Source organism: Vibrio sp. 1F279 (genome assembly GCF_041439815.1).
Taxonomy (GTDB): domain Bacteria; phylum Pseudomonadota; class Gammaproteobacteria; order Enterobacterales; family Vibrionaceae; genus Vibrio; species Vibrio tasmaniensis_A.
Map to the genome: position 1 here is coordinate 1 of NZ_JBGOOU010000007.1, position 17,532 is coordinate 17,532.

13 protein-coding genes are annotated in these 17,532 nt (G+C 39.5%); 12 read left to right on the forward strand and 1 reads right to left on the reverse strand.

Going from position 1 to position 17,532, the window contains the following annotated elements; genetic code table 11:
* Positions 1–111: 111 nt before the first annotated feature.
* The 5 genes from ACED60_RS07175 to ACED60_RS07195 all read left to right on the forward strand — a co-directional run bounded on the left by ACED60_RS07175 (position 112) and on the right by ACED60_RS07195 (position 7,342).
* Entirely contained in the window at positions 112–1,863 is a 1,752-nt protein-coding gene (locus ACED60_RS07175; RefSeq protein WP_371727212.1) for a hypothetical protein, read from the forward strand.
* On the forward strand, positions 1,860–4,058 hold the full coding sequence (locus ACED60_RS07180; RefSeq protein WP_371727213.1) for a hypothetical protein: 2,199 nt from the start codon (positions 1,860–1,862) through the stop codon (positions 4,056–4,058). Before ACED60_RS07175 ends, ACED60_RS07180 begins: the two co-directional genes overlap by 4 nt.
* On the forward strand, positions 4,048–4,557 hold the full coding sequence (locus ACED60_RS07185) for a hypothetical protein (protein ID WP_371727214.1): 510 nt from the start codon (positions 4,048–4,050) through the stop codon (positions 4,555–4,557). Before ACED60_RS07180 ends, ACED60_RS07185 begins: the two co-directional genes overlap by 11 nt.
* Positions 4,547–6,043: a tyrosine-type recombinase/integrase gene (locus ACED60_RS07190; protein WP_371727215.1), complete on the forward strand. Its 1,497-nt coding sequence runs from the start codon at positions 4,547–4,549 to the stop codon at positions 6,041–6,043. Before ACED60_RS07185 ends, ACED60_RS07190 begins: the two co-directional genes overlap by 11 nt.
* 102 nt (positions 6,044–6,145) lie before the next feature.
* The gene (locus ACED60_RS07195) at positions 6,146–7,342 is read left to right on the forward strand and encodes an NAD(P)/FAD-dependent oxidoreductase (RefSeq protein WP_371727216.1); all 1,197 of its coding nucleotides are present in this window, start codon (positions 6,146–6,148) and stop codon (positions 7,340–7,342) included.
* A 3-nt stretch (positions 7,343–7,345) separates the two neighbouring features.
* Here ACED60_RS07195 and ACED60_RS07200 read toward each other — a convergent pair whose 3' ends face one another.
* Positions 7,346–7,672 carry a helix-turn-helix domain-containing protein gene (locus tag ACED60_RS07200; RefSeq protein ID WP_371727217.1) on the reverse strand — a complete coding sequence of 109 codons (327 nt, stop codon included), beginning with the start codon at positions 7,670–7,672 and terminating at the stop codon, positions 7,346–7,348.
* Positions 7,673–7,775: 103 nt separating this feature from the next.
* Between ACED60_RS07200 and ACED60_RS07205 the strand changes: the two genes are divergently transcribed.
* The 7 genes from ACED60_RS07205 to ACED60_RS07235 all read left to right on the forward strand — a co-directional run bounded on the left by ACED60_RS07205 (position 7,776) and on the right by ACED60_RS07235 (position 17,531).
* Complete coding sequence (locus ACED60_RS07205; protein ID WP_371727218.1) at positions 7,776–8,306, forward strand: hypothetical protein; 531 nt, start codon at positions 7,776–7,778, stop codon at positions 8,304–8,306.
* Entirely contained in the window at positions 8,300–9,679 is a 1,380-nt protein-coding gene (locus ACED60_RS07210; RefSeq protein ID WP_371727219.1) for a DEAD/DEAH box helicase, read from the forward strand. Before ACED60_RS07205 ends, ACED60_RS07210 begins: the two co-directional genes overlap by 7 nt.
* 102 nt (positions 9,680–9,781) lie before the next feature.
* Complete coding sequence (locus ACED60_RS07215; protein ID WP_371727220.1) at positions 9,782–10,069, forward strand: hypothetical protein; 288 nt, start codon at positions 9,782–9,784, stop codon at positions 10,067–10,069.
* A gap of 826 nt (positions 10,070–10,895) precedes the next feature.
* Complete coding sequence (locus ACED60_RS07220; RefSeq protein ID WP_371727221.1) at positions 10,896–14,072, forward strand: type I restriction endonuclease subunit R; 3,177 nt, start codon at positions 10,896–10,898, stop codon at positions 14,070–14,072.
* 6 nt (positions 14,073–14,078) lie between these two features.
* Positions 14,079–15,710 (forward strand): class I SAM-dependent DNA methyltransferase, encoded by a 1,632-nt coding sequence (locus ACED60_RS07225; protein WP_371727222.1) that lies wholly within the window; start codon positions 14,079–14,081, stop codon positions 15,708–15,710.
* Positions 15,703–16,986 (forward strand): restriction endonuclease subunit S, encoded by a 1,284-nt coding sequence (locus tag ACED60_RS07230; protein ID WP_371727223.1) that lies wholly within the window; start codon positions 15,703–15,705, stop codon positions 16,984–16,986. The genes ACED60_RS07225 and ACED60_RS07230 overlap by 8 nt, the downstream gene beginning before the upstream one ends.
* Positions 16,986–17,531, forward strand: a complete 546-nt coding sequence (locus ACED60_RS07235) for a hypothetical protein (RefSeq protein ID WP_198299331.1) — start codon at positions 16,986–16,988, stop codon at positions 17,529–17,531. Before ACED60_RS07230 ends, ACED60_RS07235 begins: the two co-directional genes overlap by 1 nt.
* Position 17,532 lies beyond the last annotated feature (1 nt).

Sequence of the window (17,532 nt, forward strand, 5' to 3'; positions counted from 1 at the left end):
CCATTCTAGGTTGGTGCGTCGTTTTGCCATTTCAACTCTCCTTTGGGTTGGAGAGATGATCTTATTCTTCGTGCCGGTTAATTAGAATGCGGGGTTCATGACGCGCTTACAGTGTTCTTGAAGGATCGAGACGTTATACCTCCCCACGTGATTATTCCTAGAATGAAAAAGACAGGTGAACTTACTAAAAAAAGTAGCTTTAAGGCTGTGCTGATCGGTGAAAAAAAAGCGACTGAAGTTAAAGTTGATGACACCATTAACAATGTCTTAGTTCCAATTTCTCTTTCTAGAAGTGATGCCGAATACCTTGATGAGATACAGTTTGATTTGAAGCGTTCAAGGGATGCATTGCATGATTGCTTACTAAAATACTGGCAAGCTATTAAATTACACTATGACTTTGCTCAGTCTTTGATGGAAGAGTTCCCTAAAAAGCACTCCCAATTATTGGCTCGTTATAAAAATGGTGATCTTTATGATTACTTCTATGACAAGAATGATCTAGGTAAAAACGGTAAACCAAAACCTCCGCGCAGAAGACATATAGCCAATCCAACGTCATTATTTGGTTCAATGCTGCTTATGTATGTAGTTGGTTCTGAATGTAATGGCATTTTCACTATACATGAGCTTCCCAAAGTGAAGTTACCCAACAAGATATCCGATTCCGGAATCACAAGTGACGATGTTGTGTGTTTACCTGAGTTGGGTTTTGAATCTACCGAGAATATAGACCTCTCTCACCGATTTGATTGGTGCTTCGGTTACCTGCGCAACGCAGATATTGGTTGCTTGATAGCGTTATTGATGATGCTTAATCCCAAGTTTACTTACATATCACTGCTGCAAGCTAAGGTTAAATATATAGACAATAAACCTTTATTGGAGCTTGATGACTTAGGGGTGTCGTTCTCTATTATTAAAGCTCGCGCGTCAGATATGAAAAAAGAAAACCTTGATGACGTTAGCTTAGAGATCATTGAATTTCTTCATGAAATCCACAAAAAACACCTGCATTTAATAAAAAATAAGAAACAAGAAAACTTCCTATTTTTGGCTTACTCCCGAATGAGTAAAGGACTAGTTAATCCTGACTCTTGTAAGGTGGATAAAATCATAACAGGAACCGAATTTAAAGGCTCAATTGAGCGAGGTCATAAGCAGATACACTTATCAAGTCACTTCCCTTCATTACTTGGTATTGGGTTAGGGCCGGGCGCCATAAATCACTCTAAGATCCGAGCATCTGAGGGTGTTTTAGAGTGGTTCAGAACTGGTTCGATAGCTTCAGCTTCTCGAATTTTGGGAAACACAAAGAAAGTTGCTCTTAAGTACTATATTCCAGAGCCTTTGATCGCTCAATACAATACAAGATTAGTTCGACGGTTTCAGAATCTACTTATCGTGACAGCGACATTCAAGGAAGATTACTGTCTTGAGGCTGTCGATTTTAATTCTTGGCAAGAAATACACCACTTTCTTCTGACGCTTCTAGAAGACGAGGGTAATAAAAGTCCTCTTATTGAGTATTTACGTAGCCTATCTTCGGAAGGTGTAAGCCGTGAGGTGAAAGGCAAATTAGATATTCCTCTTTCTGAAAATGTTCTGACTGCACTATACCTATACCGATTAGCCGCACTAAATAGTTCGGTGTGTTCAAAGAGCTTATCTATAGTGGATGATGCAACTCAGCTATCACCTCTTGCTTTTATTACACTTGCAAACCATCTCATCAATTTCCTTCCGACAAGTAAAGAATCACGCATTAGTCAAATACACATAAGAGCCACCGAACAGGCAACCAAGCTATTGAATAAAACAAGCTGGGGCGATTTGTTTGTATCTAAGGGGAAAGCGAAATGAAGCCTATTAGTGTTCATATCGGACCAGAACAAGCACATTTAAAAGCTGAAATTGTCGATTTTCTTTCGGCTTTTGATGCTATAGATAACCTTGTTTATACGGAGTACAAAGCCCGGTGGTTGCTTTCGGATGTTCATGCTGAAAAGTGGGTTGTTAGAACCTCAAAAACTAGAAAAAACAATAAAGAACGACTGAAAAAAACAGGAGAGATGTACCGTTATACAGTCAGTGTTAATTGGAATAGACAGTTGCCTGATGGAACAGTCCTTACGGATATAGTTAACCAATCTTTCTTACATCAGTTACAAAAGTGGTTCTTTTTAATAGTTGATGATCCTATTAACCAAGAAAGAATGGCTTCAATATCGGTTCAGCATATGGGGTCAAGAATATTAACCTTCGTCAACTGGCTGTATCTTCATAAAGACAAGTTCGAACCGAGCAAACATGGTTTTTCTAAATTATCACAATCAGATATCAAATTGTTTTTAAAGGAAATTATATCTGGTGGCTCATTCGGCGCTCTTCGCTTTGGTCATCGTTTGATGGCTGAGATTGGTCTACATCTAGACCATCATGTTGATCCTTTGACGTTAGATGAAAAAGCGATAAAAGAGGGCATTTCGTTTTTTGAAAGTAACGAGTTATATAGAGATAACGGCCATGGAAAAAAGGTGGTTGATAGACAAAGTTTCTATAAAAACACCTCTCTCTCTGCACAAGATGCCTATGGGCATGCTGGAACTTTGTTCTTTAGGCAGTTCGAGCCGGATCTACTTGAGCAAAACAACCAGGTCTTATTGCCAGTAAATCAATATACTGACTTTCCATCCCACCGAACCCCATTAATGAAAGATGTAAGAGGAAAAACATATACAGACACAACAGCAGTAGCGATTGTTACGCTTTTCCGAAAAGGTTTTCAGTATTGGGATATGTTTAAAGCTTTTTTACCAAATCCTGACGCAATAAGGATTGGGGAGCTTTCAGCCTACATTTCTAGGATATCGACACCTACAAAGCACACACCTTGGATACCTTTAGAAACCAGTCTGCTTACTCTTAATAAGTCTATCGATATGATAATTAATCATGCAGATAACATCGTTCAGTTTTATGAGACTTTGTTAACAGAGCTTGAGATTAAGGGGCACTTGGATAGAGACAATAATTACAACTACAAAAAAATTGATGTATTGAAATCACTGCTGCCTAGTGAGATCAAAAACCACTTTAATATAGTGAGCTTTTCTCGTCTTGATGAAGAGTTTAAAGAGTACTCAAAGAATAAAATGAATGGAGATCGAACCGGATTATCTTTTGTATGTCTCTTAGAGTTATTGAAAGCGTCTTGTTTTATTTTGATTGCGGGCTTGAAACCGATTCGCATGGAAGAAATTGTTCGTTTGCCATATGACTGTTTATTTCACAAAGAAGGAGATGGTTACTGGATGGTTCATTCTCTCATGAAGTCTGGAGTGAATGACCAACTTCCTGAAACAGCTAAACCGATCCCTAAGATTACAGCAAGAGCGATTCAGACCTTACAACAACTCAACAAAATCACACAGAAATTTGCTTATGAAGTGAGTAAGCGGGAGTCGGGTTACCTGCTTTATCAATTAAATACAGGTTCAGATAATAGAATGGGAAGTATCCTCGGTTCAGATTTGATCATTGGAGCTCTGGAGCGATTTTGTGATTACTATCAGACGACTGTCGATGAGTATGGTCGACGTTGGTATATTAATGTTCACGAGATGAGGAAAACATTTTTACTGACATTCTTTTGGTCTTTTAAACATTCCTCAATCGATGCATGCCGATGGATCGCAGGTCATGCTAACTCAGAACATATCCTTTCTTATATTGAATCCAACAGTCCAGGCTCTGAAATGACAGAGATTGAAGCTGATTATGCTCGTCAACAAGTCACCTACTTTCATGAACAAAGTTCTTTACTTGAAATGAAAAATACAGAGGAACTATATAGGCTTGTTTGTGAGCACTTTAAGGTTGAAAATTATACATCAATCCCTGAGGATGATCTTGCAGCCTACATAGCGCTTCGCTTGAGAAAAGGTAAGTTTTCGATTGTTTTCTATAGTATTAGTGAGCGTAATGGCTTGATTGAAAAAGCAAAAGTTGCTTTCCAAGTAACCAAAGGTGATGAGGAGGAAAGTAATGTTAAATAGAAAAGCTCAGTCAGTCATTAATCTATACAGTGAGATGAAAAAAGCTATCAATGACAACTCTAATACTTATACATGGCTAATCTCGAAATGTGATCGTCAAGAAAGCCTTGCCAATCTTAAGCGTAAGGGCAGAGGCATTGAAGGGATGTCTCTGAACTCCTTCAAGAAGTATTGTACAGACTATATTCAATGTGGAGGGAACCTCAATGGTTATGAAGTCGTTGACAACCTTAGAAAGGAGCTAATAAAAAGGCATAAAAATATCCCTTTAGAGTCAAGTAATGAAGGACCAAACCTGACACCGATGGAGGAAGCTAAGCAACATATTGATAACTTGCAACGCGACCAAGCTATTTTGGTTAGGGCTTATAACGACCTTAATCGTTTAGTACTTGATTTACTTGCAAACTCGAATGGAAATGCTCTTGAATACAACAAGCATAAAAACTTGTATGCAGATTATTTCGGGTTAAAGAAAGAGGTTGATAATGAAAAATAAAAGTCAACTATACACCTTCATTTCTGATGTGGAGTTTCCTTCAATACTTCGTTTTGATGAGAGCTCAGGTGAAGTCTTAACAAATAAAGATATATCTGAGGGTATTTACCAGTTTCGTTGGCCTGATGGAACAACTTGCTTTCCTGTTGAAATGTATCTTGCGCACTTAGTTTCTGAAGGTGCAGTAACAATTACTCGAGAAGATGGGGGGACAGTTGGCACTTATGCCTCTGCACTATCTCATCTGGTCCGTTATTGTTATAAGAAGAACGTTGAATTTTGGGATCTAACAACAATACATATCGATGAGTTAGTCAGTGAGTTGGTTGCTGAAAAGAAATCGGATGGGTTAACGCGTGCACGTAACAACGACACTATTAGGCTTATAATTCTTCCTAAGTTTGTAGCCTTTCTGAAATGGCTTCAAGCTGAGCATTACCCAACTCAATACATTATCGGTGTTGATAGACCAAAGCAAAGGTATCAAGTTAAGCTCAAAATAATTCAAAAAAGAGGCCGGGAAGGTCGAAATTTTGGACCGTCCGAAGTTTTTCCTACACGTTTACCAACTTCAGCAACGAAGCCAAAAACCGCTATTGCCGCCTCTGTCATAAAGAGGTTATGGGATACATTGAATTGCGAAAGGGGTGTGATGCGGCTAAATGACCATTTACTTCAACTTTTTGACAAGGAAGACCAAGAAGCTCACCTTGATTATATGTACCACAGAAGGCGTATTCAGCTTGAATTGCTTGAAGCTACGGGATTGAGACCAATAGAACTTGTTCGAATTCCCTATAGTTCGAATGTAGAACACATTGAAGATGCAAAACTTGAAATTCCTACATACAAACGTGAAGAGGCACGATTTCGCATAATTCCCATAGAGCGTAGTGTTGCGATGAGGCTCGAGATTTTTATGTTAGTGCATAGAGATAAGTTCATCAAGAGGTTGATAAGGTATGAGCTTATATCTAGTGAGTCTGAGGTGGATGATTTTATATATTTGAATTCAGAGACAGCTAAATCTGTAAAACAGTCTGCAGCTTATATGGATTTTAAGCGATTGAGCTTGAGGGCTGGTATCGTGACTAAAACCTGTCAAAGTATGTTTAGACATCGTTTTGTAACTAACATGGTTAAGCTACATCTTGTTTCTTTCATGGATAAAAACCCTTTGAAGAGCGCTCATAATTTTAATGATAAAGATTATGAAACCATTCTCAAGAAAGTTGCTAGTTTCACTGATCATAAAGACCATAAAAGCTTGAACGAATATATTGATCTAGCTTGGGAAGAGCTAGATGTCTTTGAGTATGCTTATCAAATGAAGAGTTTACACTCACGTTTTAGTGCGATATCGAAACTGGTGAGTGATGCTAGAGCGCAGCTAAAGGGGCTAAATTATAGTGAGGTTGATTTAAAACCTATAATAGAAAACTTGAATGCGATTGAAGAAGAGTCGAACCTTCTAGTTGATAAGTGACTAGGTATGTTGATACCTGCGTGAGCTTGTTGCTGGTGAATGCCTTTTTCCGTACTATGTCGCTCTTTTCTTTATCACTCATAGCCCTGAGAGTCTTATTTCATGTCAGCTATTCAGTCAGATGTTATTGTTATTGGAGCAGGCGCCGCCGGTTTAATGTGCGCAGCTAGTGCAGGTCAACGCGGGCGTTCAGTTCTTGTGCTTGATCATGGTAAGCGGCCTGGTCGTAAGATTCTTATTGCTGGAGGTGGGCGTTGTAACTTCACCAACTATGATGTCACAGCAAAAAACTTTTTAAGTCAAAACCCCCACTTTGTTAAATCTGCACTGGCTCAATATACCAATTGGGATTTCATTTCGATGATCTACAAGCATGGTATTGAGTTTGAAGAACGTGATCACGGGCAATTGTTTTGTGTTAATGATCATGACTCGAAAGATATCGTAAAAATGCTAATTAATGAGTGTGATGAAACTGGTAATGTGAAGTATAAGTACCAATGTGAAATTACTTCAATTGAACGTGTAGCCGATAATAGCTTTAAAGTAGAGACTTCCAATGGAGTTTTTAATTGTAAGTCTTTGGTTGTCGCAACGGGTGGACTTTCAATGCCACGTTTAGGTGCAACCCCTTTGGGTTGGAAAGTCGCTGAACAGTTTGGTTTAGGGGTTGTTTCTCCTCAAGCAGCCTTGGTACCGTTCACATTAGATGGTCGAGAAAAGGGGTTAACAGAATTAACTGGAACTGCTCTCCCTGTCCGAATTAGCTGCAACCATCAAGAGTTCCTAGAAGCTCTTTTATTTACTCACCGAGGTATCTCTGGCCCATCAGTATTGCAAATTTCTTCGTATTGGAACTCTGGCGATGTAGTTCAAGTTGATTGGCTACCTGGTTTGAACGCTATTGAGCTGATTGAAAAAACAACAGCAAACAACCCAGCACAAGAGGTTAAAACAACACTGTCTAAAGTATTACCTAAACGCCTTGTCGAGTATTTTATCGAACTTAATGTGTTTGAAAATAAACCACTGCGCCAATTGAATAAACGAGAGATAGAGAATATTAGCTCTGCTCTTCACTCTTGGGAAATTAAACCTAATGGGACTGAAGGGTATAGAACAGCTGAAGCGACCATTGGTGGTGTTGACACCAATTATTTATCGTCTAAAACAATGGAAGCTAGAGATATTCCTGGTCTTTACTTTATTGGTGAGTGTGTTGATGTGACAGGTCATCTTGGAGGGTTTAACTTCCAATGGGCTTGGTCGTCTGGTTGGGTTGCAGGCCAAAACGCATAAGATTTATTTACTCTCAATATCTTGAATATTTTCACCTATAAGGCTGATGAGCTTCTGCTTGTCAGCCTTACTCATTTTTGCTATCAGGCAAACTAGTTCTGCCGAGATTTCATCCTCACAAAAAAAGTAGTTTAAAGGTACGTCAAGTTCGTCAGCCATTTTCTTCAATGTACTGATATCTGGAGTGTGTTTCCCTTTCTCATACTGATTCATTCGCGCACTAGCCGAACTTTCATCGATACCAATACGCATCCCCAATTCTTTTTGGGAGATCTTTGCTTTTTTGCGAACTTCTTTGAGCCGCACAGGAATAGGGTTGTCGATCGACATTTAGAATTCATATTAATAGGCGCTATGTAACTAAGATTTTCTTAGTTTTACTGATTTCTGTATACTAAGCAATCCTTAGTATTTTGAATGATGTAGGCAGTAAGTGAAACGTTCGACTAGAATCAGTGCGGTAATGTTTAAGCTGTTGATTGAAAAAAGAATGGATGGTTTTTCTGTTATCGAGGCGAGGGATGCTTCATTAAATGATGGGGATGGTACACAAAACCTTGATGAAGCTCGGAAGAAGGTTTATCGGCAAATATGGCAATACCAACAAAGGGGTTGGCTTCGCAGTGAAGGAGAAGGAAGAAATAAAAAATACTTTCAAACCGAGCAATTTATGGATCTTGAAGCCGCTCCCCGAAGAAAAGTTGAACGAGAAGCTTCGACAAAACAGGCTACACCGGATTATTCCGTCTTATTTCGAGAGAGTAACGAATACAAAGGTGAGTTGGAGCTCGTGCTTGGTGAAATAGATGAATATCAATCATTGAGGTGCCGTTTCCCTGAGCTCGAGAGCCGATTAATGCCATTGTTACAACATGCAAGAGAACGCTCTGCGCACTTGCTTGGAAAGATGAATGGATTAGAGAATGTTCTTAAAACTCTTTCAGAGGGCAACCAACCGTGTTGAGGCAGTGGCAGGTTGAATGTTCTGAAAATGCGTTGCAGAAGTTTAGAGAAAATCGACAACACTTCTTTTGCCAGGCAACTCCAGGTTCTGGAAAAACGGTGCTCGCTGCAACTGTCGCATCACGATTACTTAATGATGATATGGTCGATCTTGTATTGTGTTTTTCCCCATCTTTAACGGTTTCTTCTGGAATTAAAAAAACCTTTTCTCAGACTCTTAATTGCACTTTTAACGGTGGTCTAGGCTCTATTGGACAGTCGTTAACATATCAATCCATTCAATTCCTTAACGATGAATTTTGGGAGACGTTACGTAATCATCGAGTGTTTGTTGTATTTGATGAGATCCACCATTGTTCTGGGGCTGAGCTTGAAAATGCGAACGTTTGGGGGCAGCAAGTACTCACTAAAATTCAGGGACTCGCGACTTATACTCTTGCGATGTCGGGGACTCCGTGGCGCTCAGACTCTTTACCTATTGTTATGGGGGAATACAGCGACCCAGACGGGCAACTCCTTGTCGACTTTCAGTACCCCCTTAAACAGGCCATTGATGATGGTGTATGCAGAACACCTAAGATTGTATTGGTTGATAATGAGCAATTGTCTGTCAGTAGTAGCGAAAAAGTGGAATCATTTTCATCGATCTTAGAGATGCTGAAACAGACGAAAGCGTCTTATCAGAGTGTGATACATAACCAAGAGGCGATGGAGTATTTACTCGGTTTAGGATGTGATCGGCTAGCAAAAGTACGTATTGACTCGTCCAATGCCGGAGGATTAGTTGTTGCAGCGTCAGTTCAACATGCTCAAGCTATCAAAGATATACTCTCTCTAAAGTTTGGCCAAACCGTTTCAATTGTCACTTATAGGCATGAAGAACCACTCGCAGAAATAGACCGTTATCGACAAGGTAACTCTCAATGGATTGTTAGTGTCGGAATGATAAGTGAGGGGACAGACATACCTAGACTCCAAGTGTGTTGCCATATGAGTTCTGTCAAAACGGAATTATATTTCAGACAAGTATTAGGACGTATTCTTCGTATCGACTCTTCCATGGCTCAGCAAGCATGGCTATTTACGTTTGCGGAACAGAACCTCATTCAGTTTGCAGAGCGAATTGAAGATGATATTCCAGAATCTTGTATCTATGTGAATATGGGAAAACCAATGGAGACAGAGCTAGTTAATCGACAGAATAATTTAACGGCTAAGCTTTCGAGAGAGCCTCTAAATAGTATCGACGTAACAGTATCTTGGGAAAGCCGTACGGGCAATTCAAACAACCTTTATGGAACACTAGGGACGTTTGATGAATTGCGGCTTGGTGCATTTAGACAGAGAGTGATTTCGGCTTTTACCTCCATGTGATCGGGGGAAAGCATGGGCTAGATTGATGATAAGTACGTTGAGGTGACGAAATGAATTACTTTGCAGAGGACCCCTTCTAGGTAATGCAAGCCAGGAGGGTAAATGAAAAAACTGAAACAGCAGTACCGAAAAAGAATTAAATACCAGCGTCAATATCTTTGGGGCTTTTATCCCAGCATTCGCAGTGGAATCCACAAGCAATTTTCAACAAAACAGGAGAAGGGCTATTACTTTCTTCACATGATTGAGTGCAGAGGGTACCCGATTAAACTACGGGCTGCACGAGGAAGATCTTTGGCTAACCCGTGGGATGACTATCCGGCGTATGTGCATGACCTAGCAAAAAGTTGGAAGCATAATTCTAAACGACGTTATCAGTACTATAAGTAAGCTTAACGATGGCGTAGGGGCTTTTTTTCCGAATGCCAGAAACGACAAGAGCCACTAATTGTAGTGGCTCTATTACGCGCAACCTGTGGTCAATACTCTATAGCGGAAGAGGGCTGGGCTATCGTATGTCCTCGGTGGTCTGCTTTGCAATTAAGCCAAGTTCAATTCGATACCATTACTTCTGATCAGGCAGTAAGTAGTAACTCCAAGAAAAAGCAGGGATACCCGAGGCTCTCAACTTTATGTTAAAGCTAAGAACCGAATGTGGCAAGCTTACTCTGTCCAGATACATGCCAACACGGTCACCATTAGCGCGTTTATGCTCCTTTTCGAGTTAGAAATTCATTTCGCAGTGTGCGAATCGCAACCTGCGAAATGAACTTATTTTTGCCCCTAAATGTTTATGACCCACATATTAACGTGGCAAATTTGAAGGGAGATAGTTTAGCTTTTCTAACACAGACACGAGCCACAAAAAATGGCTCTATTACGCGCTACCTGCGGCCTACTGCTTCTTGATTTATTTAGATTTCAATGGCTTTTCCAAACGTGAGGTAATTCATTGCTTCAAGTTTGGAAATTTCTAGCTCATTTTTCCCTGAAGATTCTAACATTACTATCCACATCGCAACTTGCGATGTGGAATGAAAACCAACTAGTGTCTTGTTTTTAATTTGGTTGTTCCTGCAACGGTCAGGTAAGAGATAGGATTAACGTTATTGATTCATATATGCACCTAATTGTGGTCAGGTGATAGATTTTCAAATATTCTCTGTGTGGCTGGAATTTAGATTGAATGAAGGCTTTACTTCAGAGCAGGAACATCATGACCAAACAAAACGAAGATACACGGGTAAAGATACCAACCATATTGCACCTTACCCGCTTAGGGTATAAATACTTATCTTTAAAGCAGGCTACTTGGTGCACTGAGACCAACATTTTCCCGGATATCTTCAAAGAGTCGATCGAACGTATTAATCCTGGAATGGATGGTGGGGATATTGAACGCTGCTTAGATGACTTAAAGTTAAGCCTAGACAATGAAGATTTAGGCCGTGCTTTTTACGAAAAACTGACGAGTCGTTCCGGCATAAAACTCATCGATTTTGATGATTTCTCAAAAAATAGCCTACACGTAGTAACAGAGCTTACATACAAGAATGGTGATGAAGAGTTTCGACCAGATATCATTCTGCTCATTAACGGTATGCCTTTAGTCTTTATTGAGGTTAAAAAACCAAACAATAAAGACGGTGTTATAGCCGAGAGAAATCGAATCAACACTCGTTTTCAAAATCCAAAGTTTAGACGCTTCGTTAACATTACTCAGCTCATGCTGTTTTCTAATAACATGGAATACGATGATGGTAGCTCGGAGCCTATCCAGGGCGCGTTCTATGCGAGTTCGTCTTATACAAAGCCTATTTTCAACTACTTCCGAGAAGAAGAAGTATTCGACCTTACAAAACTACTTAAGCCTTTAGCTGATGACATCGAAAACTTTGTTTTAAAGGATAATAACTACACAGTTATTAAGCACAGCCCCGAGTTTGTTACCAATAAAGATCACAACGCCCCCACAAACCGAATTTGTACATCGTTATTACACCCTGAGCGCCTAGCATTTATGCTGCGTTATGCTCTGGCTTATGTAAAAGAAACCGACGGCCTACAAAAACACGTAATGCGCTATCCGCAGTTGTTTGCGACCAAAGCGATTGAGAACAAGTTAAGCGAAGGCATTAAAAAAGGCATTATTTGGCATACTCAGGGAAGTGGAAAAACGGCTCTGGCTTATTACAACGTAAGGCACTTAACCGACTACTATCAAAAGCAACGCATCATCCCTAAATTTTATTTTATTGTTGACCGGATAGATCTACTTATTCAAGCACAGAGAGAATTTACGAGTCGTGGGCTAATGGTTCATACCGTCAATTCTAAAGAAGCTTTTGCTCAGAGCATCAAAGCAACTAAGGTGATCCATAATGACTCGGGTAAGCCGGAGATCACCGTTGTTAACATTCAAAAGTTCGAGGATGACCCTAGTGTAGTACGCACAGTAGATTATGACGTCAATATCCAACGTGTTTACTTTTTAGATGAAGTGCATCGTAGCTACAACCCTAAAGGTAGTTTCTTAGCCAACCTCACCCAGTCAGATCCCAATGCCATTAAGATTGGCTTAACAGGTACCCCGTTACTGTTAGCAGAAAAAGATAAAGACCCTACGAAAGAGTCAAAAGCATTTAGCTCTAAACAGATTTTTGGCAATTACATCCATAAGTATTACTACAACGCGTCAATTGCAGATGGCTATACCTTACGTTTAATTCGTGAAGAGATTGCTAGTAATTATGTCATGGCAATGCGTGAAGCTCTGCAAGAGGTCGAGTTGCTGCAAGGCAGTATTGATAAAAAGCAAGCTTATGCCCACCCTAGATTCGTAGAACCTATGCTGAACTACATCGTTCAGGACTTTGAAAAAAGCCGCTCTTCGTGGGGAGATAACAGTATTGGTGGAATGGTGATTTGTGATAGCTCTGAACAAGCAAAAGAATTGTTCAAACAGTTTAATGCTATTTATGCCACCAAGCCTGTTTTACCTGCCAGTTCTAAGTCTGAAAAGGCACTGGTAAAAGAAAGTGCTATTCATGAGCCAAGGGCTAGCGACAACGGAAAGTTAAAACGAGATAACCAAGTACATTCAGCTGCTCTGATTTTACATGATGTAGGTAGCAGGGAAGAGCGTAAAGACTGGGTAGAGCAATATAAAGCAGGCGAAATAGACTTCGTGTTTGTCTACAACATGCTGCTTACGGGGTTTGATGCTAAACGATTGAAAAAGCTTTATTTAGGTCGAGTCATTAAAAAGCACAACCTACTTCAAGCTTTAACACGTGTAAATCGGACCTACAAAGAGTTCCGTTACGGCTATGTGGTCGATTTTGCTGATATTAGTGCAGAGTTTGACGCGACCAATAAAGCCTACTTTGATGAGCTAAAAAGTGAACTTGGCGATGAAATGGACAGCTATTCAAACCTGTTCAAAAGTCATGAAGAAGTGTGCGAAGAGATTGAGCACATAAAAGATGTGCTGTTCCAATTCGATACAGAGAACAGTGAGTTGTTCCAGCAGCAGATTAGCCAGATTTCAGATCGCAAGCAGATGCTCGCTTTAAAAAAAGCCTTAGAGAGTGCAAAAGACCTGTATAATATCATCCGCCTTCAAGGGGATACTGAGCAGCTTCAAGAGTTAGATTTCGCTAAACTTAACGTCTTGTACAGATATACAAATGATCACTTGGGAAGCTTGAACTTAAAAGAGCAAATAGAGAACAGTACCGATACCACTAACTTACTAAACGCAGCGCTAGAAGATGTCGTTTTTATGTTTACTAAGGTCGGTGAAAGTGAACTCAAGTTAGCAGACGAACTTAAAAACACCTTACGCAAAACCCGTGAGGCTTTGGCTGGCAACATAGACCAAGCTGACCCGAAATTTATTGCTTTGAAAGAAGAGTTAGAACGCCTATTCAAAACCAAGAATTTGAGTGAAGTAAGTCAAGAACAGATGGATCAGAACATTGGTGCTTTGCGAAAGATTCATGAGCGAGTAAAGGTGCTTAACCAAGAAAACAGCCGTTATAAGGCTAAATACTTAGGTGATGAAAAGTACGCTAGAACTCATAAGCGGCTCCTAGAGGGGAAACGAGGAGAAGGCCAGCATAGTAAGTTGTTTGAGAATACTGAAAACTTAGTTGAACGCCGTATTTTTGAAGCGCTGGCAGTAATCAAGCAGTTAACTGATGAGCAAGTGTTGAACAATCAGCAGCTGCTCAATAACGAGAGCTATTTTGAACGTAAAGTGATGCCTAACACCATCAAACAGTTTAAAACGGAACAAAAAATTAATTTAACTCCCGTAGCTGCGAAGCATATTAATACGTTGGTAGTACGTGAATATTTAAACGAATTTAACGGTAGAACTCCGTGGTAGGACAAAATGGTAGAACAAGATTTCCAAAGTAAAACTAAACAGCTGATCGATGATTTAAAATCAACATGTGCTCGTAATGGCCTAGGTAATGACGCGAGTGAGTTTAAGATCATTACTCAGGTATTCTTGTATAAGCTATTGAACGATAAGTTCACTTATGAAACGAAACAAATTGAACCCAAGCTGGAAAGTAGTGATAACTGGGAGCAAGCGTTTATCGCACTAAGCGATGATGAGCGAGAAATGCTTGCGATGCAGTTGCCAGCCGATGCAGCAGAGCTAAAACAAGAGCATTTCATCTCCACCTTATTTGCGAAACAAAATGAAGCCGATTTCGCTAAGTTGTTCGATGACACACTACGCGATATCTCGATGCTCAACAGTGATACCTTCTCAGTTATGACCGACTCTGGTGAGAAGGTTGCACTGTTCGAATCGATCAGTGAGTACGTGACCGTTAGTAAGCGTGATGACTTCTGTCGCGCAATCATTAATAGTATTGCTGAGTTTAGCTTTGAGCGTATTTTTACCCAAAAGTACGACTTCTATGCAGTGATCTTTGAATACCTAATAAAAGACTACAATAGTAATTCAGGCGGCAAGTATGCCGAGTACTATACCCCTCATGCCGTTGCTCGAATTATGGCTAACATTCTTGTACCAGAAGAACAGCAAGGAAAAATTAGTAACGTAAGTTGTTATGACCCATCAGCCGGCTCAGGTACTTTGTTGATGAACGTTGCACACGCCATTGGTGAAAGTCGTTGTTCTATCTTTACTCAGGATATCTCGAAAAAGTCATCGAACCTTTTACGATTGAACTTAATCTTAAATAACCTTGTGCATTCAATTCCTAATGTGATTGAAGGTGACACTATGCGGCACCCACAGCACAAAGAAGGGGCCAGTCTAAAGCAATTTGATTATATAGTTTCTAATCCACCATTTAAGCTTGATTTTAGTGAAATACATGAAGAGCTGGAAGGTAAAGAGCATAAAAAACGCTTCTTTGCTGGTGTACCTAAAATCCCAGCAAAAGCTAAAGATAAAATGGCCTTCTATCAGCTTTTCTTGCAGCATATTATTTATTCACTGAAACCTGATGGTAAAGCTGCAGTTGTGTTGCCAACTGGGTTTATGACCGCTCAGTCGGGTATTGATAAGAAAATTCGTCAGTATTTAGTTGATAACCAAATGCTAGCTGGTGTTGTATCAATGCCATCGAACATCTTTGCTACTACAGGGACGAATGTTTCGATTTTGTTTATTGATAGTAGTAATAAAAATAAGGTGATACTGGTTGATGCGTCTAACCTTGGTCAAAAGGTCAAAGAAGGGAAGAACCTGAAAACTGTCCTTGCTCCAGAAGAAGAGCAACAGATCATTGATGTGTTCAATAATAAATGGACAGAAGATGATTTATCGGTAGCTGTTAGTTATGACGATATTATTGCGAAAAATTACAGCCTCAGTGCAGGTCAATATTATGAAGTTAAAATTGAGTATGTGGATATGACTAAGGAGCAGTATTCTGAACGAATGAGTACCTTTAGTAATAAATTAGATAAATTATTTAGTCAGTCTAGTGATATTGATGCAGAGATAAAAAAACAGCTTTCTGGATTGATTTATGAGTAATTTAAAGAAATATCGGTTTTGTGAATTGTATACTATGTCTTCTGGCATATCCTCTACTAAGGAACAAGCTGGTCATGGTAGTCCATTCTTATCATTCTCTACTGTGTTCAAAAATTACTTTGTTCCTGATGAATTAACTGACCTAATGGCTACATCAGAAAAGGAAAAAGAGACTTACTCTATTAAAAATGGAGATATTTTTCTTACTCGTACAAGTGAAGTCGTCGATGAGCTTGCTATGAGTTGCGTAGCGACAAAAGATTACCCTAATGCGGCATTTAGTGGTTTTGTAAAGCGTCTTCGTCCAACTCAATCAGATATAACATACTCAAAGTTTATGGCTTTTTATCTTAGAAGCCCAATGTTTAGAAAGACCATGACAAATAATGCAGTCATGACTCTGCGTGCTAGTTTAAATGAGGCTATTTTTTCTTATTTGGATCTGCTTTTACCGGAGTTTGATGAGCAAGTTAAAGTTGGTGATCTACTTTGCTTATTGAATGAAAAAATTGAACTCAATAACCGAATTGATACTGAGCTTGAAGCTATGCTTAAAACGCTGTACGACTATTGGTTTGTTCAGTTTGATTTTCCTGATACGAATGGAAAACCATATAAAGCCTCTGGTGGTAAAATGGTGTTTAATGAGACTTTAAAGCGTGAGATTCCAGAAGGATGGGAAGTTTGTGAGTTAGGTGAACATATAACGTTTAGTAGAGGGATTTCCTACCGAAGTAAAGATATTGCTGAAACAGGCACACCATTATTGAACCTCAATTCCTTTTTATTGAGTGGGAGGTTTAAGCTAAACGGGACAAAGTACTTTTCAGGGAGTTATAAGCTTGACAAGTTATGTAACACTGGTGATTTAGTGATTGCTATAACCGATGTCACTAGAAACGCTGATATTATAGGTAAAGGATTTATTATTCCTGATGCTTTTGAAGAAAAGCGAGCTTTGATCTCTTGTGATGTTGCTTTGGTTAAGTCTAGCTATTTTGGTAATACTTACCTAGAAAGGCTATTTAATTCTGATTACTATCATAATTACATCAAGCACTTTGCATCAGGAACGTTGGTTCTTCACTTGGATCTGAAAGGTGTGAACTGGTACAAAACAGAGCTACCTCCTCAATATCTTATTAATAGATTTGAAGAACTCAGTAAGCCTATACTTCAGCGGAGAGATATTGTTGTACAGGAAAATAAAAAGCTAGTGGAGCTGCGCGATTGGCTTCTCCCTATGCTAATGAACGGACAAGTCACTGTTAAATGATGAATATTTCGTATCGGCTACTGCTCACTGTAACGGCAACATCCTTGTTGTTGATAATATTTGTGGTGCAAAAAAGCTACACGTTAGGTCACTTTTTTGAAAGGTGTACTTACTTAGCGACGTTGCCGAACGCAATTTCATACATTCTTTATCTCTTGATACCAATAGCGTTAAGTGGGCTGAGCATCTTCCTCTGTCGATACCTTGGTAAGGATGAATTCAAACCAGGCCAGGTGGTTGAGGTTGAACACGCTAATAACAGTTTTCTTCCTAGTTACTTAGGCTACTTTTTTGTGGCACTAAGCATTGGCAGTTGGGAAACCTTGTTTTTTGTCTATGGTGTCCTGTTTGTGTTTACTTTCTTATCACAGGCGCTTTACTTCAACCCGCTGTTTTTATTGTTTGGATTTGAGTTCTACAACATCAAAACGAAAAATGGTGCAACCATCTTTTTGATAAGCAAAGAGCGTTATAAAACACCAGGTGATATAGTGATAGATAAAGCTTATCGTATTAATAATTATACATTTATTGAGCGAGGATAAT

Excerpts from the sequence above, each read along its gene's own strand:
- ACED60_RS07180 (WP_371727213.1), top strand. The coding sequence starts at position 1,860 with ATGAAGCCTATTAGTGTTCATATCGGACCAGAACAAGCACATTTAAAA.
- ACED60_RS07185 (WP_371727214.1), top strand. The coding sequence starts at position 4,048 with ATGTTAAATAGAAAAGCTCAGTCAGTCATTAATCTATACAGTGAGATG.
- ACED60_RS07190 (WP_371727215.1), top strand. The coding sequence starts at position 4,547 with ATGAAAAATAAAAGTCAACTATACACCTTCATTTCTGATGTGGAGTTT.
- ACED60_RS07195 (WP_371727216.1), top strand. The coding sequence starts at position 6,146 with ATGTCAGCTATTCAGTCAGATGTTATTGTTATTGGAGCAGGCGCCGCC.
- ACED60_RS07200 (WP_371727217.1), bottom strand. The coding sequence starts at position 7,672 with ATGTCGATCGACAACCCTATTCCTGTGCGGCTCAAAGAAGTTCGCAAA.
- ACED60_RS07215 (WP_371727220.1), top strand. The coding sequence starts at position 9,782 with ATGAAAAAACTGAAACAGCAGTACCGAAAAAGAATTAAATACCAGCGT.
- ACED60_RS07220 (WP_371727221.1), top strand. The coding sequence starts at position 10,896 with ATGACCAAACAAAACGAAGATACACGGGTAAAGATACCAACCATATTG.
- ACED60_RS07225 (WP_371727222.1), top strand. The coding sequence starts at position 14,079 with ATGGTAGAACAAGATTTCCAAAGTAAAACTAAACAGCTGATCGATGAT.
- ACED60_RS07230 (WP_371727223.1), top strand. The coding sequence starts at position 15,703 with ATGAGTAATTTAAAGAAATATCGGTTTTGTGAATTGTATACTATGTCT.
- ACED60_RS07235 (WP_198299331.1), top strand. The coding sequence starts at position 16,986 with ATGAATATTTCGTATCGGCTACTGCTCACTGTAACGGCAACATCCTTG.